The sequence below is a fragment of the Prevotella sp. P2-180 genome, from assembly GCF_002251435.1.
Taxonomy (GTDB): Bacteria; Bacteroidota; Bacteroidia; order Bacteroidales; family Bacteroidaceae; genus Prevotella.
This window is the reverse complement of the sequence record NZ_NPJI01000002.1, coordinates 73,335-96,595: the sequence shown is the minus strand read 5'-3', so window position 1 is coordinate 96,595 and position 23,261 is coordinate 73,335. Positions and strand designations below refer to the sequence as shown.

At 45.9% G+C, this 23,261-nt stretch carries 20 protein-coding genes; 13 read left to right on the top strand and 7 right to left on the bottom strand.

The window, feature by feature from the left end:
• Positions 1–1,045: DUF3362 domain-containing protein (locus tag CIK98_RS00490; RefSeq protein WP_141210338.1), on the top strand; the 1,045-nt coding region annotated here is incomplete at its 5' end.
• The gene (locus tag CIK98_RS00485) at positions 969–1,778 is read left to right on the top strand and encodes a hypothetical protein (RefSeq protein WP_094382343.1); all 810 of its coding nucleotides are present in this window, start codon (positions 969–971) and stop codon (positions 1,776–1,778) included. The genes CIK98_RS00490 and CIK98_RS00485, both read left to right, overlap by 77 nt.
• 36 nt (positions 1,779–1,814) lie before the next feature.
• Here CIK98_RS00485 and CIK98_RS00480 read toward each other — a convergent pair whose 3' ends face one another.
• The 4 genes from CIK98_RS00480 to CIK98_RS00465 are packed head-to-tail and all read right to left on the bottom strand — an operon-like array spanning position 1,815 to position 7,420.
• Entirely contained in the window at positions 1,815–2,120 is a 306-nt protein-coding gene (locus CIK98_RS00480) for a Dabb family protein (RefSeq protein WP_094382342.1), read from the bottom strand.
• A gap of 45 nt (positions 2,121–2,165) precedes the next feature.
• Positions 2,166–4,484 (bottom strand): DUF4861 family protein, encoded by a 2,319-nt coding sequence (locus CIK98_RS00475; RefSeq protein ID WP_094382341.1) that lies wholly within the window; start codon positions 4,482–4,484, stop codon positions 2,166–2,168.
• A 36-nt stretch (positions 4,485–4,520) separates the two neighbouring features.
• On the bottom strand, positions 4,521–6,731 hold the full coding sequence (locus tag CIK98_RS00470; RefSeq protein ID WP_094382340.1) for a S9 family peptidase: 2,211 nt from the start codon (positions 6,729–6,731) through the stop codon (positions 4,521–4,523).
• On the bottom strand, positions 6,728–7,420 hold the full coding sequence (locus CIK98_RS00465) for a TetR/AcrR family transcriptional regulator (protein ID WP_094382339.1): 693 nt from the start codon (positions 7,418–7,420) through the stop codon (positions 6,728–6,730). Before CIK98_RS00465 ends, CIK98_RS00470 begins: the two co-directional genes overlap by 4 nt.
• Positions 7,421–7,583: 163 nt before the next feature.
• Between CIK98_RS00465 and CIK98_RS00460 the strand changes: the two genes are divergently transcribed.
• The 6 genes from CIK98_RS00460 to CIK98_RS00435 all read left to right on the top strand — a co-directional run bounded on the left by CIK98_RS00460 (position 7,584) and on the right by CIK98_RS00435 (position 15,841).
• Positions 7,584–9,887 (top strand): NADP-dependent malic enzyme, encoded by a 2,304-nt coding sequence (locus tag CIK98_RS00460; RefSeq protein WP_094382338.1) that lies wholly within the window; start codon positions 7,584–7,586, stop codon positions 9,885–9,887.
• A gap of 234 nt (positions 9,888–10,121) precedes the next feature.
• Positions 10,122–10,400: an HU family DNA-binding protein gene (locus tag CIK98_RS00455; protein WP_094382337.1), complete on the top strand. Its 279-nt coding sequence runs from the start codon at positions 10,122–10,124 to the stop codon at positions 10,398–10,400.
• A gap of 246 nt (positions 10,401–10,646) precedes the next feature.
• On the top strand, positions 10,647–12,221 hold the full coding sequence (locus CIK98_RS00450; protein ID WP_094382336.1) for an Rne/Rng family ribonuclease: 1,575 nt from the start codon (positions 10,647–10,649) through the stop codon (positions 12,219–12,221).
• Positions 12,222–12,246: 25 nt separating this feature from the next.
• Entirely contained in the window at positions 12,247–13,413 is a 1,167-nt protein-coding gene (locus tag CIK98_RS00445; RefSeq protein ID WP_094382335.1) for a glycosyltransferase family 2 protein, read from the top strand.
• A gap of 75 nt (positions 13,414–13,488) precedes the next feature.
• Positions 13,489–14,748: a response regulator gene (locus CIK98_RS00440; protein ID WP_094382334.1), complete on the top strand. Its 1,260-nt coding sequence runs from the start codon at positions 13,489–13,491 to the stop codon at positions 14,746–14,748.
• Positions 14,749–14,785: 37 nt separating this feature from the next.
• Positions 14,786–15,841, top strand: coding sequence for an endonuclease/exonuclease/phosphatase family protein (locus CIK98_RS00435; protein WP_094382333.1), 1,056 nt, complete (start codon positions 14,786–14,788; stop codon positions 15,839–15,841).
• 25 nt (positions 15,842–15,866) lie between these two features.
• Here CIK98_RS00435 and ispE read toward each other — a convergent pair whose 3' ends face one another.
• Positions 15,867–16,715, bottom strand: coding sequence for a 4-(cytidine 5'-diphospho)-2-C-methyl-D-erythritol kinase (gene ispE / locus CIK98_RS00430; protein ID WP_094382332.1), 849 nt, complete (start codon positions 16,713–16,715; stop codon positions 15,867–15,869).
• A 171-nt stretch (positions 16,716–16,886) separates the two neighbouring features.
• Here ispE and CIK98_RS00425 point away from each other — a divergent pair, with 171 nt between their 5' ends.
• The 3 genes from CIK98_RS00425 to CIK98_RS00415 are packed head-to-tail and all read left to right on the top strand — an operon-like array spanning position 16,887 to position 21,000.
• Positions 16,887–17,894: a hypothetical protein gene (locus CIK98_RS00425; RefSeq protein WP_141210337.1), complete on the top strand. Its 1,008-nt coding sequence runs from the start codon at positions 16,887–16,889 to the stop codon at positions 17,892–17,894.
• Between the two features lie 28 nt (positions 17,895–17,922).
• Positions 17,923–19,458 carry an OmpP1/FadL family transporter gene (locus CIK98_RS00420; protein ID WP_094382330.1) on the top strand — a complete coding sequence of 512 codons (1,536 nt, stop codon included), beginning with the start codon at positions 17,923–17,925 and terminating at the stop codon, positions 19,456–19,458.
• Positions 19,459–19,503: 45 nt separating this feature from the next.
• Positions 19,504–21,000: a RagB/SusD family nutrient uptake outer membrane protein gene (locus CIK98_RS00415; RefSeq protein WP_094382329.1), complete on the top strand. Its 1,497-nt coding sequence runs from the start codon at positions 19,504–19,506 to the stop codon at positions 20,998–21,000.
• A gap of 2 nt (positions 21,001–21,002) precedes the next feature.
• Here CIK98_RS00415 and CIK98_RS18575 read toward each other — a convergent pair whose 3' ends face one another.
• A complete protein-coding gene (locus CIK98_RS18575) occupies positions 21,003–21,227 on the bottom strand; it encodes a PD-(D/E)XK nuclease domain-containing protein (RefSeq protein ID WP_253249593.1) in 225 nt (74 codons plus the stop codon).
• 480 nt (positions 21,228–21,707) lie between these two features.
• Between CIK98_RS18575 and CIK98_RS00405 the strand changes: the two genes are divergently transcribed.
• Together CIK98_RS00405 and CIK98_RS00400 are read left to right on the top strand one after the other, a co-directional pair.
• Complete coding sequence (locus CIK98_RS00405) at positions 21,708–21,926, top strand: hypothetical protein (protein ID WP_094382328.1); 219 nt, start codon at positions 21,708–21,710, stop codon at positions 21,924–21,926.
• Positions 21,927–21,932: 6 nt separating this feature from the next.
• Positions 21,933–22,346 (top strand): putative toxin-antitoxin system toxin component, PIN family, encoded by a 414-nt coding sequence (locus CIK98_RS00400; RefSeq protein ID WP_094382327.1) that lies wholly within the window; start codon positions 21,933–21,935, stop codon positions 22,344–22,346.
• A gap of 226 nt (positions 22,347–22,572) precedes the next feature.
• On the opposite strand, the gene CIK98_RS00395 is transcribed toward CIK98_RS00400, so the two are convergent.
• Positions 22,573–23,235 carry a cohesin domain-containing protein gene (locus CIK98_RS00395; protein ID WP_094382326.1) on the bottom strand — a complete coding sequence of 221 codons (663 nt, stop codon included), beginning with the start codon at positions 23,233–23,235 and terminating at the stop codon, positions 22,573–22,575.
• Positions 23,236–23,261: the final 26 nt, after the last annotated feature.

The following is a 23,261-nucleotide window of genomic DNA, read 5'->3' as shown; positions in this document are numbered from 1 at the left end:
AAAATTCTCGGTAAACATTCATCGTGGCTGCTTTGGCGGATGTGCCTTCTGCACAATATCAGCACACCAGGGAAAATTCATCACATGCCGCTCGAAGGAAAGCATACTGAAAGAAGTAAGACAGGTAATAGAAATGCCAGACTTCAAAGGTAACCTGTCTGACCTCGGCGGCCCATCGGCTAACATGTATGGAATGGGCGGACGAAACAAAAAGGCATGCGAGAAATGCACCAGGCCAAGCTGCATCAACCCTCAGATCTGTCCAAACCTCAATACCGACCACTCCAAACTCATCGACATCTATCGCTCAGTGGACGCATTGCCAGGCATCAGAAGGAGCTATATCGGAAGCGGAGTGCGCTATGACTTACTGCTTTACCGGTCGAAAGACGAAAACGCTAACCGCGCAGCGGCTGAATATACCCGAGAGCTGATTGAACGACATGTCAGCGGACGACTGAAAGTGGCACCTGAACATGTGGCAGACAACGTGTTACGGCAAATGAGGAAACCACCATTCCAGCAGTTCCGCGACTTCAAACGCTTGTTCGACAGAATAAATGGAGAATGCGGATTGCACCAGCAAATCATACCATACTTCATCTCAAGCCATCCAGGCTGTCATGAAGAAGATATGGCTGAACTGGCCGTAATAACAAAAGACCTCGACTTTCATCTCGAACAGGTACAGGACTTCACCCCTACCCCAATGACCATCAGTACAGAGGCATGGTATACGGGATATGACCCATACACTCTCGAACCTGTGTTTAGTGCCAAGACCCAAGAAGAGAAACTCCGCCAACGACAATATTTCTTCTGGTATAAACCAGAGATGCGTCGCGACATAGAACGCTCTCTTCGGGCTTTAGGACGCGGAGACCTCATTGCCAAGCTATGGAACAACACGCAACAACGTCCGGCACTTGATATGACAAGGCACAAAAGCCAACAAGCAAAAAACAAAAATGGAAATAATAGAACAACAGATAATAGGGAAAGACCCAAAGGGCAAAAGCGAAGACCTTATCGTAACGACCGATGACTTCATTGCCGTGATAGACGGTAGTACGAGCAAAACAAAGAGGAGGGTGAGATGGTGGCTGTCTAACGGACGATGCGCGGCAAAGACAGTGGCAAAATACATAAGACGAATGCCGGCTAAAACCACCTCTGCTGAGTTTTGCAAGGGTGTGACCGCTGCCATTGCAAGCAAATATGGCCGACGCCACCGCGAACTGTATGCCAAGCATCCTGAGGAGCGTCTCACTGCCTCGTGCATTGTATATAGTCGCTTAAGGCGTGAGATATGGATGATCGGTGACTGCCAATGTCTCATAGGCGAAAACTATTTTGACAATCCGAAACCATCGGAAGCCATAATGGCAGAAAAGCGTGCAAAGGAAGCGCGACGTCTTATAGACAAAGGACTAGAAACCACCGAAAGCTTACTCGAACACGACATTGCACGCGAGGCTATACTTCCACAATTGATTGAAGAGATGAAAAACCAAAACGTGACATATTCTGTCATTGATGGTTTCCCTATTCCACGACAAAAAGTGCGTGTCATTCCCCTTGACTTCAGCAAATGGACTATAGTGCTTGCCTCAGACGGCTATCCATTCCTTCATCCCTCATTAGAGGAGTCGGAACGCGCACTGGCCGAACAACGCAAACGAGACCCCTTGAACATCGACACTTTCAAAGCCACCAAAGCATTCAAAAAAGATTTCAACTCTTTCGACGACAGGGCGTACATTAGATTTAAGGTGTAGAGGGTAGAAAGTAGACTCTACCCTCTTCCAAACACCTCACACCTCAAAGTCGAGACATGTACGCTGTACGGTATAGGGACGTACTTTAGTGTCGGCCACTGCCACATGAGCAGGATGAACAGCATATGCCTTCAGTGCCTCAACACTTTCAAGCGTACTGTCTAACATGACATCGCAGTTGGATGAATCCAAACGTCTGTCAATGTTCACCTTCACATCTACAAGACCAGGCACCTGACCAAGAAGTCCTTCAAGGCCTTCTTTTATACCTTTCTTTATCTCAGCCTTCTCCTCAGCCGACAATTCCGGATTCAATGTCCAGAGAATAATGTGTTTAACCATAATTATTGCAAGTTTCTGTTTTTAACTTCCCAAATCTTAATAATGTTACTCTATTGTAACCTTCAATGGATTATTGATGCTTTCGCTCTCCAAGCCCATACGGGCAGTCCATTCAAGCATGTTGCGGCAGTCGTACTTGCTCCATGCAGAACCGAAATAGTAGGTAAACGGCTCGTCGGCCTTCAGCCCTTTCTTCACTCCAAGGGCATGTCCGGCAGCGCCATTCTTTGGCTCGTCAAACATCTTCTTGCAAGTGGTGATGCCTTCACCGGGGAAGAAGGCTCCAACATAGATTTGGAAATTCTGTCCCTGGGGGTTGTCGGTCGGATCGGCATATAGCACAGCATGATTGTCAAGCATCACACTCTCAATATCCTCGCTGTGGATGACTACACCCGAGCATACGTCAACTGACTGTGTGATGCCGCTATAACTTACGGTCATGCGGTTGAGATGACGTCCCTTGTCGAGGCTCAACACACGATGCTCTATTGCCTTGTCGCCATTCTTCAGCGTTGTCTCGCCATAATCAAGACGCACTGTAAAGCGCAATGGACCATTGTCGAGCAGTTCGTATGATGTGTAGCAGTATGGATATACGAGGTCGTCACCTTCGAGTATTGCCGGCGCGCCACATCCAAGTGTCGGTCCTACCTTGTAGCAGTCAAGTCCGTTGCCATGGTCATAATGGTAGCTTGTCTTCATCTCAAGAGCCTTTGCCTTTGCGGGGTCTTTCTTCTTCAGTTCTGCAATGATAGGCTTTGTGGTATCTTCTACAAAATAGCGCTGTTCAACCACGAGTTCTGGTGTATTCTTCAACCACACATCGTTGCCAAAAGCACGTTCCCCACTTTTCTGCAGGGCAGGGCCGTAACAGCGGTAAGCGGTACGGTCGTTCTCCCATGCTATGTCGTCAACACGCTCAGGATACATACGTCCATAGCAAGTGTTGCGGTAAAGTGTAGGCTCACCCTTGGCAATTGTAAAGACGGTCTTACCTTTTGGACGTACAGCAGCCTCAACGAGTAGTTTTCCATCGTAGGTAAGCTGGTATGGAACTTGCTGACCAAGAGCGTTTGTGACAACGAACTGTCGTCCGCCTTGTATGCCGAGACGAGAGTAAACTTCTTTTGCCTCAATCTCAACCACTTCCTGTCGCTGAATGTCGCTATTGTTATTCACCACCACCTTGAATGCTTTGTTGTCGTCAGGATTCACTGTAGCATCCTCGAAACGCACTCTCTCACAAGCAGCAAGAAGGAATGCACCTGTGCCGAAGTTAGTAACGTTTTTAACACCAAGGAACTGTCCTTTAATGGCACGGTCGCCAATTGGCTGTACATATCCCACAGTGCCGTCGGGCTGGAGTGCAGTCTCTGACAGATATTTCCATGCGAGGTCTGCCACTGGCTGGTATTTGGCACGATCGAGCAATCCATGGTTCATACCCCAATAGAATCCATATGCGAAGAAAGCAGTACCGCTGGTCTCATATCCTTCAGCCTGTTCGGGGTCGAGCATAGATCGTGTCCAGTGGCCTTCTTTCTGTTGGCATGATGCCACACCTTCAGCAAGCTGCAGATAGCGCTGAAGGAAGAAGTCACGATGTTTGTAACATTCGGGCATGTCGGCAAGCACTTTTGCCAATCCAGCCAACACCCATCCGTTTCCACGAGCCCAGAAGTCTTTCTTTCCAAGGTCGGTCTTGTGTTTTGGATATACATATCGTCCGTCGCGGAAATAAAGTTTTGCCTCTGCGTCAAACATCAATTTGTCGGCATAAATCAGATTGTCGTAGAGTTTGTCGAGATATTTCACATCGCCGGTTGCCTTATAAAGTTTGGTGAACACTGGCATTACCATGTATAGAGCGTCAGCCCACCACCAATAGTCGTTTTCCTTTGAGTTCACCATATATCCCATCACTTCCTTTGCTCTCTCGATTTTGTAGGGGTCAGGATTCATCTCATACATGTCGAGATATGTCTGGAAGCAAATCTGCCAGTCTCCGAAGAGCACATGCTGCATCGACTCGCCGTAGTTTTTGTATAGCCACTTGGAATGGTCTTTTTCCGTAGCCCCGCTCCAATGGTTGTGACGCGCCCATTTGTCACTAAACTCGAGATAACGGGCACAACCTGTGAGCTTGTACGCTTCCATGTTTCCGGTAAAATAGGCAGCGTCGTCCCAAAAAGAGCGCACCTTGGGTGAATTAGTAGCCTGCCACTTGTCGTTCACCTTTTTTACGATTTCGATCGTAGGTACTGGCTGTGGCTGTACCTTAGTTTTTTTCTTAGCCTTCGCTGATGCTGCCAATGGCAACAACATCAATGCGCTGACAATTACAGTAATTGTTTTTTTCATTTCAGTAATGTTTTTATAAGTTGATAAATAAGTGAATTACTTCATCTCCTGATCAAACCAATTCATAATCTGCCTATAGAGATGGTTGCGGGTATTTCCGCCACTAATGCCATGATTTCGGTTTACGTATATATTTTCCTTAAAGTCCTTGTCGGCCTGGACGAGAGCTTCAGAATATTCGGCGCAATTCTGGAAATGGACATTGTCGTCGGCTATACCATGGCAAATAAGGAGCGAGCCATGGAGTCTTGAAGCTCGCGCTATGGGATTTACCTGGTCATATCCAGAGGCATTCTCCTTCGGTGTGCGCATATAGCGTTCGGTATAGATAGTGTCGTAGTAACGCCAGCATGTGGGCGGTGCCACTGCCACACCGGCACGGAACACTGGTCGTCCCTCGCTCATGCTCATCAAGGTGTTCCATCCGCCATAGCTCCATCCCCACATTCCTATTCGGTCTTTGTCTACATAGCTTTGCTGTCCAAGCCAGATAGCAGTCTCTACTTGGTCGGCCGACTCTTTCTCTCCAAGACGGAGGTATGTACATTTCTCAAATTCTGCGCCTCGGCCGCCTGTGCCACGGTTGTCTACACAAACCACGACATATCCCTGTTGGGCCATATACTGTTCAAGTATGGCCCCCTGTCGTACAGCACCAATGCCCCATGAGTTCAGAACTTGCTGACTTCCCGGTCCTCCATACTGATACATGATGACGGGATATCGTTTTGAAGGATTGAAACCTGAAGGCTTCACCATCCATCCGTTCAGTTTCACACCTTCAGAAGTAGTGAAAGAGAAAAGTTCTTTTGTTCCGAATCCATAAGAATCGTACTTCTGCTTCAGTGCCTTGTTGTCAATCATTGTACGGAGAAGGCGTCCACGATTGTCGTTAAGGGTGTATACAGAAGGGTTGTTGATGTCGTTCCATACATTGATGAAATAACGAAAGCCTTTGCTGAACACTGCGTCGTTCTGTCCTTCCTTTCCAGTGAGCCTTTCAGTCTTGCCATTGGCATGAGAGACATATACCTGTTTGTCCTGTGGTCCTATGCAATTGGCGGCATAATACACGTCGCCAGTTTTCTCGTCCATTCCATATACGTCTGTCACCTCAAAATTGCCCTTTGTCACTCTGCGTTTCAGCTGTCCGTTAAGTGTATATAGATAGAGATGGGTAAATCCGTCTCGGTCGCTTGGCACTAAAATGTGGTTGTCGGTGAACGTCACGGCACACATCGCTTCCTGCTTTACATATTTCTCTACCTTGTCCTGCACCGCAAGTTTGGCGATTGTGGTAAGCGGGTTAACCATATAGATACGCATGTCGTCCTGATGTCGGTTCATGGTAAACACCGCCACCTTTGTCGGGTCGCTTGTCATAGTTATGCGCGGTATGTAACCGTCTTCGTCAAGTGGTACTTCCATTTTCCTTGTCTTTCGCGACTTAATGTCGAAGCTGTATACAGCCACCTTTGAGTTGTCTTCTCCCGCCTTCGGGTACTTATAGACATAGCTTCCAGGATACGTTAGATATTCGTCGCGCGAAGGGTTAGCTCCTTTAAACCATGGGAAGGTGAATTCTTTCACCTTCGACTCGTCGTATTTTATCCATACAATCTGCTTGCTGTCGGCGGTGAACACCATACTGCGATTTGTAGAGAACTCCTCCTCATACACCCAGTCAGGTATTCCGTTGATGATGGAGTTTCTCTTTCCGTCTGTTGTCACCTGACTCTCTGCATTGTCGTAGAGCAGTTTTATGAGGAAGATGTTGTTGTCTCGCACAAAAGCAATCATATTTCCGTCGGGCGAGAACAATGGAGTCTGCTGTTCGCCACCCACCGACAGAGGTCCCATTCTGTTGTTCTCCACCTCATATATATAATAGGTGGCAGTGAACGAACGTCGATAGATGTATCGAGTGTCAGTCTGAATGAGTATTCTCTTTCCGTCTGGCGAGAATATATATCCGTCGATGCGTTCGATTCTGATTTTCGGTCCTCTCACGCTGTTAAGGTCGAAGATAACACCAGTTTGTTTTCCGGTTTTGAACGAGAACTTCAAAATTTTCGTACCATCGGGGCTCACCTGTGTATACGATTCCCCGTCAGCCATAGGCATAAGACTTGCCATGTTTTCTTCCCTAAAATCTCCACTCGTGATACTCTTAATGTCGAGTTTTTCAGCCAAGACGTTTTGCGTCATCATAAGCACTGAAAAAAATAAGATGAATGTTTTTTTCATGATTTGTCAATTTGAACTATTTCATTATTTGAAAGACTCTGTCTTTGCCTGATCATCTCCTCGTCGTTTTCGAGGAAGAAATCAAGTTCCTTCACCCCTTTCAACGTGCAAAAGCCTCTAAGAAACACGAACATGAGGTTATATGACAACTGCTCCATCTGACAGTTAATTGTTGCATAATTGCAGAACACGTAACGGCTGGAGACGTCGAAAAGCTGTAGCACAAGATCATAGTTTACGTCTGTACGGAAATAACCTTCACTTATACCACGCTTTATGAATTCCACCTGCTGTTTTTTCCTGTTTTTGTTCTGGTCGTCAAGATAAGCCATGATTTTCTTATACTTCCCCATCTCGGTATAAAAAGAAGGATGCACATTTTTCAGCTCCTCCACCTTCAACCTGTATATTTTGATAAGTATGTCTATCACGGTTTTTGAATCCTTGGCAATCTTTGCCAACACAACTTCCGAATCCTCATACTTGTTTTTCACACACTCATAGAGCAATTCTTCCTTGTTCTCATATATTTCATACAAAGTCCGCTTTGAGATGGACAACTCGCTAGAAATGTCGTCCATCTTCACAGCCCTTACTCCCCGCTCGTTGAAAAGTTCAATGGCGGTTGACAGTATTTTCTGTTTCAAACCCAGTCTATAAGTCGTATTATGTCTTGTTCCGTACATCATTTATATCTTTTTTGCGTACAAAGGTACTAAATAATTAAAAAAAATGGCACTTTTTGGAACATTTTTATTAACTTTGCGCCCAAAATTAAACAAAACTAAGTAAACATATTAGTTTTTCACACAAAACCGGCATATTTTGTAACAATTAAATATATATTTACGTATGGTCAAAATTTCTAAAGAGGCCGCTCTCGAATACCACGAGAATGGAAGGCCCGGTAAAATTGAAGTAAAGCCAACTAAGCCTTACAGAACCCAAACTGACTTAAGCCTGGCTTATTCGCCTGGAGTGGCATATCCATGCCTCGAAATTCAGGATAACGCAGACGCAGCTTACAAATACACCGACAAAGGCAACCTGGTGGCAGTGATAAGCAACGGAACAGCCGTTTTAGGACTCGGCGACATCGGAGCTCTCAGCGGCAAGCCCGTGATGGAAGGAAAAGGACTGCTATTCAAGATTTACGGAGGCATAGACGTTTTTGACATCGAGGTGGCCGAGAAAGACCCGGAAAAGTTTTGCGAGGCAGTAGAGAAAATCGCACCAACTTTTGGCGGCATCAACCTTGAGGACATCAAGGCCCCTGAGTGTTTCTACATAGAAGAAAGACTTAAGCGCACACTCGACATACCCGTTATGCACGATGACCAACACGGAACAGCCATCATTTCAGCCGCCGGTCTGAAAAACGCACTCGAAGTGAACGGGAAAGACATAGAAAAGGTAAAAATCGTTGTCAACGGTGCCGGTGCGGCTGCCATCTCGTGCACAAAACTCTATATGGCTCTCGGTGCAAAGAAGGAAAATATCGTGATGCTAGACTCAAAGGGAGTTATCACTAGCGACCGTACGAACCTTACCGAACAGAAGAAATTTTTCGCTACCGACCGCCGCGACATCCACACACTGGAAGAGGCCGTAAATGGCGCAGACGTTTTCGTAGGACTGTCAAAGGGCAACGTGCTTACGAAAGACATGATACGCTCAATGGCCGACCAGCCCATCGTGTTCGCCCTCGCCAACCCCGTACCTGAAATAAGCTATGAGGACGCCATGGACAGCCGCCCCGACGTTCTGATGTCTACCGGACGCTCCGACTATCCAAATCAGATAAACAATGTGATCGGTTTCCCATACATCTTCCGCGGAGCCCTCGACGTGAACGCTTCCGCCATCAACGAAGAGATGAAGATGGCAGCCGTGCTTGCCATTGCCGACCTTGCAAAGCAACCCGTGCCAGATGTAGTAAACGATGTATACCACGTCAACAACCTCACTTTCGGGCCTGACTATTTCATTCCGAAACCCGTCGATCCTCGTCTCATCACCGAAGTGTCGGCAGCCGTGGCAAAGGCAGCAATAAAGAGCGGTGTGGCTCGAAAAATTATCACCAATTGGGCAGAATACAAGAATAGCCTGCGCGAGTTGCTCGGACAAGAGACCAAGCTCACACAAAAGCTCTACGACACCGCACGCAACCATCCACAGCGTGTTGTGTTTGCAGAAGGCATCCATCCCACCATGCTCAAGGCGGCAGTCCAGGCAAAGTCTGAAGGCATCTGCCAACCAATATTGCTCGGCAACGACGAGCGCATAGAAAAGCTCGCAAAGGAACTCGACCTTAGCCTTGAAGGTATCGAGGTAATTAACCTGCGCCACGACCGCGAGGCAGAACGCCGCGAACGTTTCGCACGCATCCTCACACAGAAGCGTCAGCGCGATGGATACACTTACCAGGAGGCCAACGACAAGATGTTCGAGCGCAACTACTTCGGAATGATGATGGTTGAAACTGGCGAGGCCGATGCCTTTATCACAGGTCTTTACACCAAATACTCCAACACTATCAAGGTGGCAAAGGAAATTATCGGTATCCGACCTGAATACAATAACTTCGGCACTATGCACATCATCAATTCACCTCGTGGCCCATTATTCATTGCCGATACACTCATCAACCAGAACCCCACAACCGACGTGCTCATCGACTTGGCCAAGCTCAGCTCCACAGCCGTCCGTTTCTTCAACGAGAAACCTGTGATTGCAATGATCAGCCACTCTAACTTCGGTTCAGACAACACTGAAGGCACACAGAAGGTGCGCAAGGCAGTAGCCCGCCTTCAGACTGAAGACCCATCGATGCTTATCGACGGTGAGATACAGATAGGCTTTGCCCTCAACCGTGAGATGCGCGATGACATGTATCCATTCAGCCGCTTTTATGGTGAGGATGTCAACACACTGATATTCCCCAACCTCACCAGCGCACGCTCTTCATACAAAATGCTGCAGGCCATGAACACCGATGTTGAAATCATCGGCCCGATCCAGATGGGACTCAACAAGCCAATCCATTTCATTGACTTCGGCAGCAGCGTACGCGAGGTAGTGAACATTACCGCCGTGGCCGTGATAGACGCGTACGTCGACAAAGTGAAGGGACGCATCACCTCCCAGATGAAATAACAAAATGTGACATTAACGTACAAACAATAATAAGCCATTTACAAGACACTCATATATATATAAATATGTGTAGTTCTTGTAAATGGTAAAAAAAACACGCATATTGGAAAAATATTTGTGTTTTTTAGAAAAAAAATCAAAATAAATTTCTGTTTATCACTGAAAATCAGTATATTTGCAGTCCGAAAGTAATAACAAAAATAAAAATATATAACAAATTTATATTGACAGACAATGACAAAAGCAGAAATGATCGACAAGATCGTGGCAGACACTGGTCTTGACAAGAAAGCGGTAGCAGCTACTGTTGAAGCATTCATGGAAGAAGTAAGACAGAGCCTGGCAGTAAGAAAAGAAGATGTATATCTTCGCGGATTTGGTAGCTTCATCGTAAAGCACCGCGCTCAAAAAACCGCACGCAATATATCAAAGCAGACAACAATAATCATTGAGGCTCATGATTTCCCGGCTTTCAAACCTTCAAAGAGCTTCATTGCAAAAATGCAACAGTAAACATTATTAATAATTTAATTTCTTAAAGCAATGCCAAACGGAAAGAAAAAGAAGGGCCACAAGATGGCTACTCACAAGCGTAAAAAGAGACTGAGAAAGAACAGACACAAGAGCAAGTAAATTGCAACCTACTGTTCTCTACAGCAAAAAAATGAGAGGAGTGTGCTGACAAATTTCAAATATAAGAGAGAGATGAGTCAGCGCACCCTTTTTTGTATCAACTAACAGTGAAACCCTAAAACAGAAATGACAAGCGAAGTAATTATTGACGTCCAGCCGAAAGAGATTTCTATAGCTCTGCTTGAGGACAAAAGTCTGGTGGAATACCAGAACGAACCTCGTTCGGCTTCATTCTCCGTGGGGAATATTTATGTGGCAAAGGTTAAAAAACTCATGCCAGGACTTAACGCATGCTTCGTCGACGTTGGATTCGAAAGAGATGCGTTCCTTCATTATCTTGATTTGGGGTCTCAATACAGCTCTTACGAAAAATACCTAAAGCAGGTACAAAGCGACAGAAAAAAACTCTACCCATTCTCAAAGGCCACAAAACTGCCTGACCTGAAAAAAGACGGCAGTGTGCAAAACGTACTGAAAGTGGGACAAGAGGTGCTCGTGCAAATCGTAAAAGAACCTATCTCGACAAAAGGGCCAAGACTGACTTGCGAACTCAGCTTTGCTGGAAGATACATGGTCCTTATGCCATTCTACGACAAAGTATCGGTATCGTCGAAAATAAAAAAAGGTGAGGAAAGAACAAGACTCAAACAACTTATCCAAAGCATAACACCAAAAAACTTCGGTGTAATAGTAAGAACATCGGCTGAAGGAAAAAGAGTAGCTGAACTCGACGCAGAAATGAAAATTCTGCTTAAGAGATGGGAGGAAGCCATTAAACTGGTACAGAAAACAACAGCCAGACCACAAATAATATTTGAGGAAACAAGCAGGGCTGTAGCACTGCTGAGAGATCTTTTCAACCCTACATACGACGGCATACACGTCAACGACGATGACATTTACCAACAAGTGAAAGACTACGTCGGACTAATCGCTCCAGACAAAGTCGACATCGTGAAGAAATACAATGGTACTGTGCCTATTTTTGACAACTTCAATGTGACAAAACAGATGAAGTCGGCGTTTGGAAAAACAGTAAACTACAAACGTGGCGCTTATCTTATTATTGAACACACTGAAGCCCTTCACGTGGTGGATGTCAACAGCGGAAACCGAACTCGTTCGGAAAACGGACAAGAGCAAAATGCACTTGAAGTGAACCTGGGAGCTGCCGACGAATTGGCACGCCAACTGCGACTACGTGATATGGGAGGAATTATCGTGGTCGACTTCATTGACATGAATCTCGCAGAAGACAGACAAATGCTCTACGAACGAATGTGCAAGAATATGCAAAAAGACAGAGCAAGACACAATATCCTGCCTCTAAGCAAGTTCGGACTCATGCAAATTACAAGACAAAGGGTGAGACCGGCAATGGACGTAAACGTAGAAGAAACATGCCCTACTTGCTTCGGACGCGGAAAAATAAAGTCAAGCATACTCTTCACAGACCAATTGGAAAGCAAAATCGACCAACTTGTCAATAAGATAGGTATCAAGAAATTTAAATTGCACGTTCATCCCTACGTTGCCGCATACATCAACGAAGGTTTCCTCTCCATAAAACGAAGATGGCAGATGAAATATGGCTTGGGCATATCGGTAATATCATCTCAAAAACTCGCTTTCTTGCAATATGAGTTCTATGATCGTGAGGGAAACTTCATTGACATGAAGGAAGAAATTGAGACCAAATAGTATTTATGAGGGAAGACAAACAACTATGACAACAACATTTTGGATTTGTATTTTTCTCGTGTTCTACACATATATCGGCTACGCCATCGTGCTTTATCTACTGGTAAAGCTCAAAAGAATTGTGCGTCCAGAGAAACGGGACAGTGAAACTGAAACGGAACTGCCACACGTGACACTCATGATATGCGCATACAACGAAGAGGATATCGTGGACAAAAAAATGGAGAACACAAACGCACTCGACTACCCAAAAGAAAAACTCCATGTGTTGTGGGTCACAGACGGAAGCAACGACTTGACGAACCAGCGACTGGCAAAATATGACAACGTCACAGTGGCTTTCAAACCGGAAAGAAAAGGGAAAACAGCAGCTCTAAACCATGGCATCAAAGAGGTGAAAACAGACATCGTGGCAATGACCGATGCCAACACCATGCTCAACGACCAAGCCATGAAAGTAATAGTAGCTGAAATGAAAAACCCTAAGGTGGGATGTGTGGCAGGTGAAAAACGTGTCATGGCCCGCGACGACAAGCAATCGGCAGCCGAAGGAGAAGGACTATACTGGAAATATGAAAGCTGCCTTAAAAGGCTCGACTCGGAACTGCATTCCGCAATGGGTGCAGCCGGAGAATTGTGTGCAATACGCACAACCTTGTTCGAGGAAATGCCGGAAGACACCCTTCTGGACGACTTTATCCTCTCAATGCTCATACTTAAACGAGGATATAAAATCGCATACACCAGCGATGCATACGCCATGGAATATGGCTCCGCCGACATCAATGAGGAAAGCAAAAGAAAAAAACGCATTGCTGCCGGCGGACTGCAAAGCTGTTGGCGACTTCGAAGCCTCATGAACCCATTCACCCACCCGCTCACTGCTTTCCAGTTTGTGTCTCACCGGGTGTTGAGATGGACAATCACACCCTTTGCACTACTGCTTCTCATACCACTGAACGTAATACTCGTCATCGACAACCAACATCCGGTATACAACATCATATGGATACTTCAACTGCTGTTCTACCTCGCAGCCTTTGCCGGTCAGACACTTGCAGCTAAAGGAAAGAAAAACAAACTACTCTACGTCCCATATTATTTCCTATTTATGAACGCAAATGTGTTTAAAGGAATAGCCTATCTTACAAAAAAACAAGGCGGAACATGGGAAAAAGCAAAAAGAGCCTAAAAAAAACGGAAAAATTGTTTTGATTTTAAATAATTATTCGTATCTTTGCAACAAAATAACATAAAGACGCAATTTATGGTTCATAACGAAACTGTCATAAAATTAAAAGCCGAACTCGAAGAAACCAAAAAATTATACCTCAAAGCCCAAAGAGAGAGAGACGAAGTGCTATCTAAGCTAAAGGACTATAAGGAACAAATCGACAAGGCGGAAAAGGCAAGCAAGATGAAATCTCTCTTTCTTGCCAATATGAGTCATGAGATTCGTACTCCCCTTAATGCTATTGAGGGATTCTCAAGAGTCATTGCAGAAACAGACTCCCCTGAGGAACGTATGAAATTTTTGGAAATCGTTGAAAGCAACAACAATCGACTACTGGCTCTCATTAACGAAATCCTCGACCTCTCAAGGGTTGAGTCGGGAGAAATAACCATGAAGCTTTGTCTTAGCAACTTAAACGAAATTTGTGAAAATATCAAACAAATATTCAAGTTCCGTTGTCCCGACAACATCTTCTTCAATGCAGAAATGCCTGAAAAGGCCGTTCTTTTGAAAACCGACCCCAACCGCCTCACACAAGTATATTGCAACCTCATAAGCAATGCACTTAAACACACACAAAGGGGCGGCATCACTTATGGATATAGAGTTGACGAGGCAAATAACCAAATTGTGTTCTATGTAAGCGACACTGGCACGGGCATAGCCGAAGAAGACCTTGAAAGCATCTTCCACACTTATGTGTCAAAAGACGCAGAGACTAAAAAAAATGGTTTCGGACTCGGACTGCCACTAAGCAAGATTATTATTGAGAAACTTGGAGGAAAAATCAATGTACACTCCGTATTAGGAAAAGGTTCCACTTTTACCTTTGTACTGCCATTTGACGGCACATACGCCACTTCAGCCTTTGCAACCAAGACAAACCCCATCCTCACACGTACACTCCACACATCACCTATAGCCGACAGCAGCAAACTAAAACTCGTGCTTGTGGCTGAAGACGAGGAATGTAACTACGAACTGGTAAAAAATGTACTCGCAAACCGATACAGAATCATCAGGGCACGAAATGGTGTGGAGGCAGTTACCATGAACGAAGATGAAAACCCCGACATCGTACTTATGGACATCAGAATGCCCGACATGGACGGCATCGATGCTACAAGAATCATTAAAGAGGTAAACCCCAACGTGCCTGTCATTGCCCTAAGCGCTTACGCCTTGACCGACAGCATAGCGATGGCAAAGGAAGCCGGATGCGACGAATTCATTGCCAAACCATTCAAGGTGGAAGAATTACTTAGGATACTTGAGCACTATACATCGAAGTAGAGTCTTTTACTCATTAAACTCTAAAAAAAATATCCTTATGGGAAAACTTGCAGTTAAAAGGTACATCTCACTGATGTTTCTTATCATACAACTCGTTCTGTCCATATTCACCTTCGTAGGTCTTTTCGGAGGAGACAGCAACCCTGTCGGGCACACCGCATCGGCCATGCTCGTATATATCCTGCCTATTCTCATTGCAGCCAATGCCATTATGCTTATTTACTGGCTCATCGTGAGACATTGGATAGTCACTGCCATACCTGTGATTACCTTGCTTTGCTGCATTCCATACATCGGTTGCCTCTACCAGCCAGGTTCCTTGGCTGATATAGACCCAACACAGGAAAATGTGAAAATTGCAAGCTACAACGTCGCCAGATTCGGTCGGGAAGCTACATCTTTCATATCTCACGACATACTAGCCGAGATGAAAAAAGAACATGTGGACATTCTTTGCATACAGGAGTACAACAACGAGGTAGGCGACAATAAGAACAACGATATCTATAAAGGCTATTTCCCATATCATGCCACCGGAAAGGCTGACATGACCATATTCAGCCGCTACCCGATAAAGGGCTCAAAAACCATGGAGTTTGAACAGACAAACAATAGTGCCATGTGGGCGGACATTGACATAAAAGGCAAGCAAGTAAGGGTGTTCAACGTACATCTCGAAACCACAGGCTTCAACCGCACCCTCCACCAAGCCAACAAAATGATAAACCGAGGACAGACAGTGGAGACAAACGCACTCGTAAACGCCATCTACGGTAACTATACCCTTGGCATGATTATCAGGGCAGGCCAGGCAGCCATCGTGTCTAACGAAGTACGTAATAGCAATCTTCCTTGCATTCTCTGCGGCGACTTCAACGACGTGCCTTACTCTTATGTCTACAACACAATGCTTGGCAACATGGTAGATGGTTTCAAAGAGTGTGGCAGTGGATTTATGTACACTTACCGCGGAAGCAAAGCCGTACGCATCGACTATATCTTCCACGACAAGAGCATAGAAGGTCTCAACTACTACAAGCTCCCCCTCACCTACTCCGACCACTTCCCAGTATTCATGCAAGTGAAACTGTGAAAGAGGAGTAAGCATTGTTAATCTTTTAATTTTTAATTTTTAATTTATTAAACTCTTCCGTTTTACAGAACATGCCTTCAAACTGTCCTGTCAAGTCTACTCTCTCTCTAAAAATGCCGAAAACACTGCTTCCACTGCCACTCATGGCAGCATAGACAGCGCCGGAATCATATAATTTCTCCTTTATGTCGCCAATCTCCGGATGAAGAGAAAACACACTCTTCTCAAAATCGTTGGTAAGCTCGTCACGCCATGTCTCAATGGGCTGGCGCACTATATCACAACACTTCTTCACCGTGGCACAAGGCTTTATAAGCGAAAAAGCCTCGCGTGTGGAAATGGGAATGTCCGGACGCACCACACAAAGGTAATATCCATCCAAATTCAAGTCGATAGGCACCAACTTCTCACCAATGCCCTCAGCGTATGCCGGACGACTCATAATGAAAAAAGCACAGTCGGCCCCCAACTTCGCGGCATGGTCAATCATCTCCTGTTGAGACATTCCCAAACCAAACATTTCATTCAGCGCAAGCAACATGTATGCACAGTCGCTCGACCCACCTCCCATCCCGGCTTGCGTCGGAATGGCCTTATATAAATGGGCATGCACTCGCGGCAACTTATATTTTTCCGCAAGTAGTTTGTAGGCTTTAACCACAAGATTCTTCTGCTCGTCGCCTTCAATGGAAATGTTGGTCACCTTCAAGTCGCAATCCACATCAGAAGGAAATCTCTCGTCCATCTCATATACTTCAAGAGCATCTTTTATACCTACAGGATAAAACACAGTCTCCAAATCGTGATATCCGTCTTCACGCTTTCTCACCACATTCAGTCCTAAATTGATCTTTGCTATTGGAAAGTTTATCATACGCTTAAAATTTTTCTGCAAATATATTAAAAATAGTGGAAAAAACAAACTATAACACGGCAAAAAAGTTAATTTATTGAGTGTTTAACACTATTTTTGCAGAAAAGTAACTAGTTATTCAGAATATTTTCGTAAGTTTGCACGAAAGTAATAAAATAAAAAGGAGACAATATGAAAAAAATATTATTATCTACTATTTCAGCCATCATGCTTATGCCCATGGCTACATCAGCCCAAGACGACATGTATTTTGTCCCTACAAGAGAAAATGTAAACAAAGCTTCCAAAGAATACGGAATGCCCAAGGACACTTATTACTGTGGCAGCAACCGCAACGTAGACGAATACAACCGAAGGTTACGCAGCACAGTGGAACCTATAAACAACGACACCACCGCAAACGATGTCATCAACTTCGACTCCATAAAGGGCGAATACCCCGACTCACTTGCTCTTATGGAACAACAAGAAGATTATAAGTACACAAGAAACATGAGCCGCTGGGACGACTATGCGGTGAGCAACGCCTATTGGAATGGCTACACCGACGGACGTTTCAACCGCTGGTATGGATGGAGCTCGTTCTACGACCCGTGGTACTACTCCTCATGGTACGGATGGTACGACCCATGGCTTTACAGCAGCTGGTATGGTGGATGGTATGGCCCATGGCATGGTGGATGGTACGGAGGCTGGTATGGCTGGTACGACCCATGGTACTACGGCTATTGGGGCGGCTACTATCCCCACCATCATGTGGTGATAGGCGGTGGCGGTTCATACGACATGGCCTCTTCCTCATTCCGAAGCCGGGGAACAAGCCGTCAGTCATTTGGCTCATTGCCAAATGGCACCAACCGCCTCTCAAGCTCAACTTCTAATTTCAACCGTACATCAAGCCGCGCCTTCTCGTCAGACATATCCACACGCGACCGCATCAACAACGGGGCAAGAAATGCAGGAAGAACCACATCTACCGTAAACAGATGGTACGACCGCCAAAACACCAATAGCAGTTTCTCCCGCAACAGCACCTCCACGCGTTCTTCCAGCAGTTTCAATAGCTCCAGATCGTTCGGAGGAAGCCGCTCAAGCGGCTCTATTAGCGGAGGTTCGTTCGGCGGCAGTCGTGGCGGTGGCTTCTCTGGAGGCGGCGCACGTAATGGCAGAAGAAGATAAAAAATCGTAAAACAAGACAAATCTCATTATGAAAAGACAATTATCTATCGTTGCCCTCGCTATCGCAGCCCTGACGGCAACAGCTCAGGAAACATATCAGGACGCAACCCTACTCCGTCCAGAACTCAACGGAACAGCACGCTATGTAGGAATGGGCGGAGCCATGGAAGCACTCGGTGCCGACATCTCCACCATGGGAACCAATCCCGCTGGCATTGGTCTCTTCCGACACTCAACGGCAAGTCTCTCCTTCGGCATCATCTCACAACAAGACGCTGCAAAAATGGAAGGTGCCGACAAGACACACGCCAGCTTCGACCAAGCCGGATTCGTTTACAGCATGCGCACCGGACGCAACTCATTCCTCAACTTCGGTTTCAACTACACCAAAAGCCGCGACTTCAACCATATCCTCCAAGCTGCGGGAAGGGCGAACAAATCGTCGCAACACGAAATCACCTACGACAAGCACGATCATAAGCTTTTCGATCTGCAGGAAGACGACAATGGACTATATTCCAACAATCTCACATGCAGCCAGCTCGACATCCTGCATCTCAACAACACAATATATTCTCCCGGTTCTGACCTTGAATGGGGATTTTATGAGAGTGACTCATACAACATGCTGCGACAACAGTATGGCTACATCGGACGCTACGACCTCAACCTTAGCGGCAATATCAAAGACAGGGTCTATCTCGGAATGACAGTTGGCATCCATGACGTCCACTACAACTCATATTCAGAATACGACGAGACATTCTCCGACAACTACGGCGGCGCACTCGTGGTCGACGAGCGTCGTATCACCGGCACTGGCTTCGACATCAAGGCAGGCATCATCGTACGCCCCATCGAAGAGAGCCCATTCCGCTTCGGACTCTCGGTAAGCTCGCCCGTGTTCTATAGCCTCACCACATCAAACTATACCGAGCTCCACGTGGTGGACAACCAAAGCGGACGCCGGTCGCAGGGCTGGAGTTCTGGCGACTACGACTTCCGCCTCAACTCACCATGGAAGTTTGGCGCAAGCCTCGGACACACTGTAGGCAGCAGCCTCGCCCTCGGCGTGTCATACGAATTTGCCGACTATGGGAAGACCGACCAGCGCATCATCGACGGCTACGACTACTACGGCTACGAGACAAGCAGTAGCGACCGCGCGATGAACTACAACACCGCAAAGAGCCTCAAGGCCGTGTCCACACTGAAGGTGGGAGGCGAGTTCCGTCCCGACCCCGCATTAGCCATCCGCCTCGGTTTCAACTACGTGTCGCCCATGTATGAGAAAAGCGGTTACAAGGACCTTACCCTGTCGTCGCAAGGCGTCTACAACTCATCGTCCACCGACTATACCAATTGGGATGCCACCTACCGCATTACAGCCGGTCTTGGCTATCGTTTCGACAAGTTCAACCTCGATATAGCATATCAATACAACACCACCGAAGGCGATTTCACACCATATTATAATCCCTACTACTTCGAGGACATACCAGAGAGCGTGAAAGTGAGTGACAAGCGCCATCAGCTCATGATGACACTCGGATACACATTTTAATATTAAAAGTTGAAGGTTGAAAATTGAATAGCTGCGCATCATTCCATGGCGCAGCTATTCAATTTTCAACTTTCAATTTTCACATATCAGCCACAGGATGGAGAAACAGCCGAATACGCCAACATACCATTACTGCGCCTTTCAGAAACATATCTCAACGCCGAAGCAGCAGCAAAACTCGGCAACAACGACAACGCCATAAAATACCTCGACCCGATAGTAAGGCGTGCAAATCCCCAAGAAACAGTTCAAGGACAAGACATCACGGTAAGCACAGTGTCCAAACAGCGACAAAAAGAACTCGTGGGCGAGGGACACAGACTCTACGACGCAATAAGGGACGGGGACTACGTATACCGACGAGACAAAAGTGGACAAAAGGAGATAAGTCTTACCAAACACTTTGTCACACAAAGCCAAAAGACTAGGTTCTACTGGCGATATTTCAGATGCGCACTGCCTATACCGCAAAAGGCCACCGATAGCTACGAAAATATTGAACAGATAGTCAAACTCTCCTCAGACGGCCCATACATCATTTACAAGCCCGACGAAACCACTCAAATCATAAGTGTCGACGAAAAAGGCAACATCAAGACAGAACTATTTGAGCGGCTACTGGCAAACTATTCGTTCAATGTGGTTTCAAGCGACGGCAAACACCGTTTCCCGGTCACACTACATGAAATAAAAAGGCCAGACTGGAACCGTGACATCACCGCAAAGACATTTGTCACCTCCGACCCACACTCAGACTTCGACAGCTTCGTGACCATGCTCCAGGGCAACGGCGTGATCGACAGCAACTACAAATGGACATACGGCAGCAACAGGCTCGTAGTCATCGGCGACATCTTTGACCGCGGCGACGACGCCACCCAGATTCTATGGTTGCTATACAAGTTGGAGAAAGAAGCAGAAGACGCCGGCGGCAGTGCCGACTATCTTCTCGGCAACCACGACATCATGGTGCTCTACGACAATATACTCTACACAGAAAACAAATACAAGCTTCTCATCGAAAAACTCAACACCAGATACTGCGACCTTCTCGCCCGCGACACAGAGCTCGGCAAATGGCTCTCCACGCGAAACAGCATGATGACCATCGGCCGCAACCTCTTTGTGCATGCCGGCATCAGCGAGGAGATGGCGCGAATGCAACTTTCAATACCCGAAATAAACGAAGAGATAAGCAAATCGCTCTATATCGACAAATCGGAGCTGAAAGTGCAAAATCCCCTCGGATATTATCTCATAGCCAGCGACGGACCACTATGGTATCGTGGCATGGTTTTAAACGAAGAAGACTACGACCCTATATCGGAAGAAGGCGTCACCTACGTACTTGATACCTACAATGCCGACCGCATCTTCGTCGGACACACTATCTTCGACGACATCACCTTCCTCCACAACTCCCGCGTCATTGCCGTAAACGTAGAAAACCTCGAAAACCGCCTGAAACAAAAAGGACGCGCCGCCCTCATCGAAAACGGAACGGTTTACGTGGTCGGAAACAACGGGAAGATTGAAAATTGAAGTTACACTTCCCTCATCTTAATCATGTCCCAGCCGCAGAACTGGATAATGATCTTATGCAACTGTGTGCCCTGGCGCAAGGCTTCCACCCTCGGGGCCACGGCATAACTGTTGATTTGCTCGACAGCCTCGTCCCATTGCTCCTGGGCTTTCTTCTCGGTATAATCCGACTTCGACAAGTATTTCAGTTTCAGGATGTAACTGTGCTTCGACTGATAATGCGTCATGCCAATTGCCGTCGAACGCCATATGTGAAAACATGGTGACAAGCTCCTTGGTGTTGATGTCGCATACAGGTGAATAGTTTTCCAACAGAAAGTTATAGTATTGCATCCTGACATTGTTGTTGGGAATGCCAAGAATGAGTTGCTGCCCGTATGTTCCCTTGATGGTAAGCATGCCATATAACCCTTGATTTATTTCGCCTTTGTACGATGCGGATGCCACTGGGAGCGTGGGCGTACCACCCGCGGCTTATGCGCAGCCTCAGCCGACGTAGGGGCTTACCTCGTGTAAGACCGCATCCTATGATTTTTTTTTGCGGCAATTTGCCCAATAGAATGAGCAGCGGGTTTATGTGCCAGTCCCTATGATTCTTTTACCCATTCAGTTAAATAATCGTAATAATAAGGAATAATTCTTCCACATTTATTTATGTTTCAAAAAATAAGATTAACTTTGCAGCATTAATTATTAAAGATATTATTATGCAGACAGTAGCATTGAATCCGGCGCAAAGAGAGGTACTCAACGTAATGTCATGTTTGGATAGAGATGAAGATTTGTCAGAACTGAAGAAGTTATTGGTTACATTCCTCAATGAACGTCTTCAAAGAGAGCTTGATGTTCTTTGGGACAATGGCACATTGGATGATAAGGCGTTGGAAACCCTTCGCCATGAGCATATTAGAACACCATATAAGTGAGAAGTTATGGATATTGTACTCGATACAAATTGTCTTATACAAATAATATCCAGAAGGAGCCATTTTTATGACTTGTGGTTAGACTTTATTAATGGCTCATATCGAATCTGTATTACTAATGATATTATGGAGGAATATGAGGAGATTTTGGCTTTAAAGACAACATCTCACATAGCCAAATTAATTTGTGAGATAATCCTGCGTGCTCCAAATACAGTTAAATTAGAAGCACATTTTAGGTGGGGATTAATTGAAAAAGACCCTGATGATAACAAGTTCGTTGATTGCGCCATTGTAGCAAATGCTAATTATATCGTGACAGAGGATACTCATTTTAATGTTTTGAAACAGATATCATTCCCACAAGTAAATGTGCTCAAACTAAATGAGTTTAATGACATAATGTCAAGACTCAGATAAACGTTCTATTAATTATAGTGGCACTGGCTCACTGTCACAATAGGACGGGTCAATGTTCCAGTACCTGTAATTCACTTAGCATCGAAATGCCTTGCGGACTGGCCGGGCTTACATAAAGTAAAGCCCCTACAGCGGAGAAGGACATACAGAAGGACAGGGGGCTGTCCCCTGTCCTTCCAAAAATTTCTTCATAATTCTTTATTTTATTATTCAGAAAATAAATGTTTCACTTTACAACCTTGAATGTTCCCTTGTCACTTTTCAGAATATACGAGCCTGAGTTCAGCTGTTTGGTTATCTCGCCGGCAGTCTGGCTGCCTTCAACGCTCTTTACGAGTTGCCCCGCAGTGTTATACACCTTCACATCCTCAAGCAACTGGTCTGCCTTCAAGCCTTTTATGGCAGTTGCGGCAGCGACTGTGAGAGTGGATGTCCTCTCCTTGTAGGTGCTGAGGATGTTGGAACCATGCGCACACTCTGCATCTTTCATGACGATGTCGTATGTGCCTGGGGCTACATCTTCGCCAACAACAAACGTAAGGTTAGCCACCACTCCGGCTTCGTTTGTCGGCACACCGATGCTATAGCACAACACGAATCTACCGCCGTTGGGACGTTCGGCGCTCTTGAATGAGAAAACATACTCGTCGCTGTCGTCTCTCAGTTTCACTGCGTCACCGCGGCTCACCTTCTGCAGTGTCACTCCCTCGGGAGGATAAACCGCAAACTGGAAGCCCGAAGCCACGCCTGTCATTGTTACGGGCACTGTCACTGTCTCGCCTGGGGCTGCAGTGATGTCGTTTATCACCAAGTCGGCTGTCCCCTGTGCCATGGCATTGCCACAGATGCACAGAGCTGCCAATATGATTGAAAAAATCTTCTTATACATAATTATATCTATTTAAATTGTTAATT

What these genes read in the sequence shown, in the direction of transcription:
- CIK98_RS00485 (WP_094382343.1), top strand. Translation starts at nt 969, where the DNA reads ATGGAAATAATAGAACAACAGATAATAGGGAAAGACCCAAAGGGCAAA.
- CIK98_RS00480 (WP_094382342.1), bottom strand. Translation starts at nt 2,120, where the DNA reads ATGGTTAAACACATTATTCTCTGGACATTGAATCCGGAATTGTCGGCT.
- CIK98_RS00475 (WP_094382341.1), bottom strand. Translation starts at nt 4,484, where the DNA reads ATGAAAAAAACAATTACTGTAATTGTCAGCGCATTGATGTTGTTGCCA.
- CIK98_RS00470 (WP_094382340.1), bottom strand. Translation starts at nt 6,731, where the DNA reads ATGAAAAAAACATTCATCTTATTTTTTTCAGTGCTTATGATGACGCAA.
- CIK98_RS00465 (WP_094382339.1), bottom strand. Translation starts at nt 7,420, where the DNA reads ATGATGTACGGAACAAGACATAATACGACTTATAGACTGGGTTTGAAA.
- CIK98_RS00460 (WP_094382338.1), top strand. Translation starts at nt 7,584, where the DNA reads ATGGTCAAAATTTCTAAAGAGGCCGCTCTCGAATACCACGAGAATGGA.
- CIK98_RS00455 (WP_094382337.1), top strand. Translation starts at nt 10,122, where the DNA reads ATGACAAAAGCAGAAATGATCGACAAGATCGTGGCAGACACTGGTCTT.
- CIK98_RS00450 (WP_094382336.1), top strand. Translation starts at nt 10,647, where the DNA reads ATGACAAGCGAAGTAATTATTGACGTCCAGCCGAAAGAGATTTCTATA.
- CIK98_RS00445 (WP_094382335.1), top strand. Translation starts at nt 12,247, where the DNA reads ATGACAACAACATTTTGGATTTGTATTTTTCTCGTGTTCTACACATAT.
- CIK98_RS00440 (WP_094382334.1), top strand. Translation starts at nt 13,489, where the DNA reads ATGGTTCATAACGAAACTGTCATAAAATTAAAAGCCGAACTCGAAGAA.
- CIK98_RS00435 (WP_094382333.1), top strand. Translation starts at nt 14,786, where the DNA reads ATGGGAAAACTTGCAGTTAAAAGGTACATCTCACTGATGTTTCTTATC.
- ispE (WP_094382332.1), bottom strand. Translation starts at nt 16,715, where the DNA reads ATGATAAACTTTCCAATAGCAAAGATCAATTTAGGACTGAATGTGGTG.
- CIK98_RS00425 (WP_141210337.1), top strand. Translation starts at nt 16,887, where the DNA reads ATGAAAAAAATATTATTATCTACTATTTCAGCCATCATGCTTATGCCC.
- CIK98_RS00420 (WP_094382330.1), top strand. Translation starts at nt 17,923, where the DNA reads ATGAAAAGACAATTATCTATCGTTGCCCTCGCTATCGCAGCCCTGACG.
- CIK98_RS00415 (WP_094382329.1), top strand. Translation starts at nt 19,504, where the DNA reads ATGGCGCAGCTATTCAATTTTCAACTTTCAATTTTCACATATCAGCCA.
- CIK98_RS18575 (WP_253249593.1), bottom strand. Translation starts at nt 21,227, where the DNA reads ATGACGCATTATCAGTCGAAGCACAGTTACATCCTGAAACTGAAATAC.
- CIK98_RS00405 (WP_094382328.1), top strand. Translation starts at nt 21,708, where the DNA reads ATGCAGACAGTAGCATTGAATCCGGCGCAAAGAGAGGTACTCAACGTA.
- CIK98_RS00400 (WP_094382327.1), top strand. Translation starts at nt 21,933, where the DNA reads ATGGATATTGTACTCGATACAAATTGTCTTATACAAATAATATCCAGA.
- CIK98_RS00395 (WP_094382326.1), bottom strand. Translation starts at nt 23,235, where the DNA reads ATGTATAAGAAGATTTTTTCAATCATATTGGCAGCTCTGTGCATCTGT.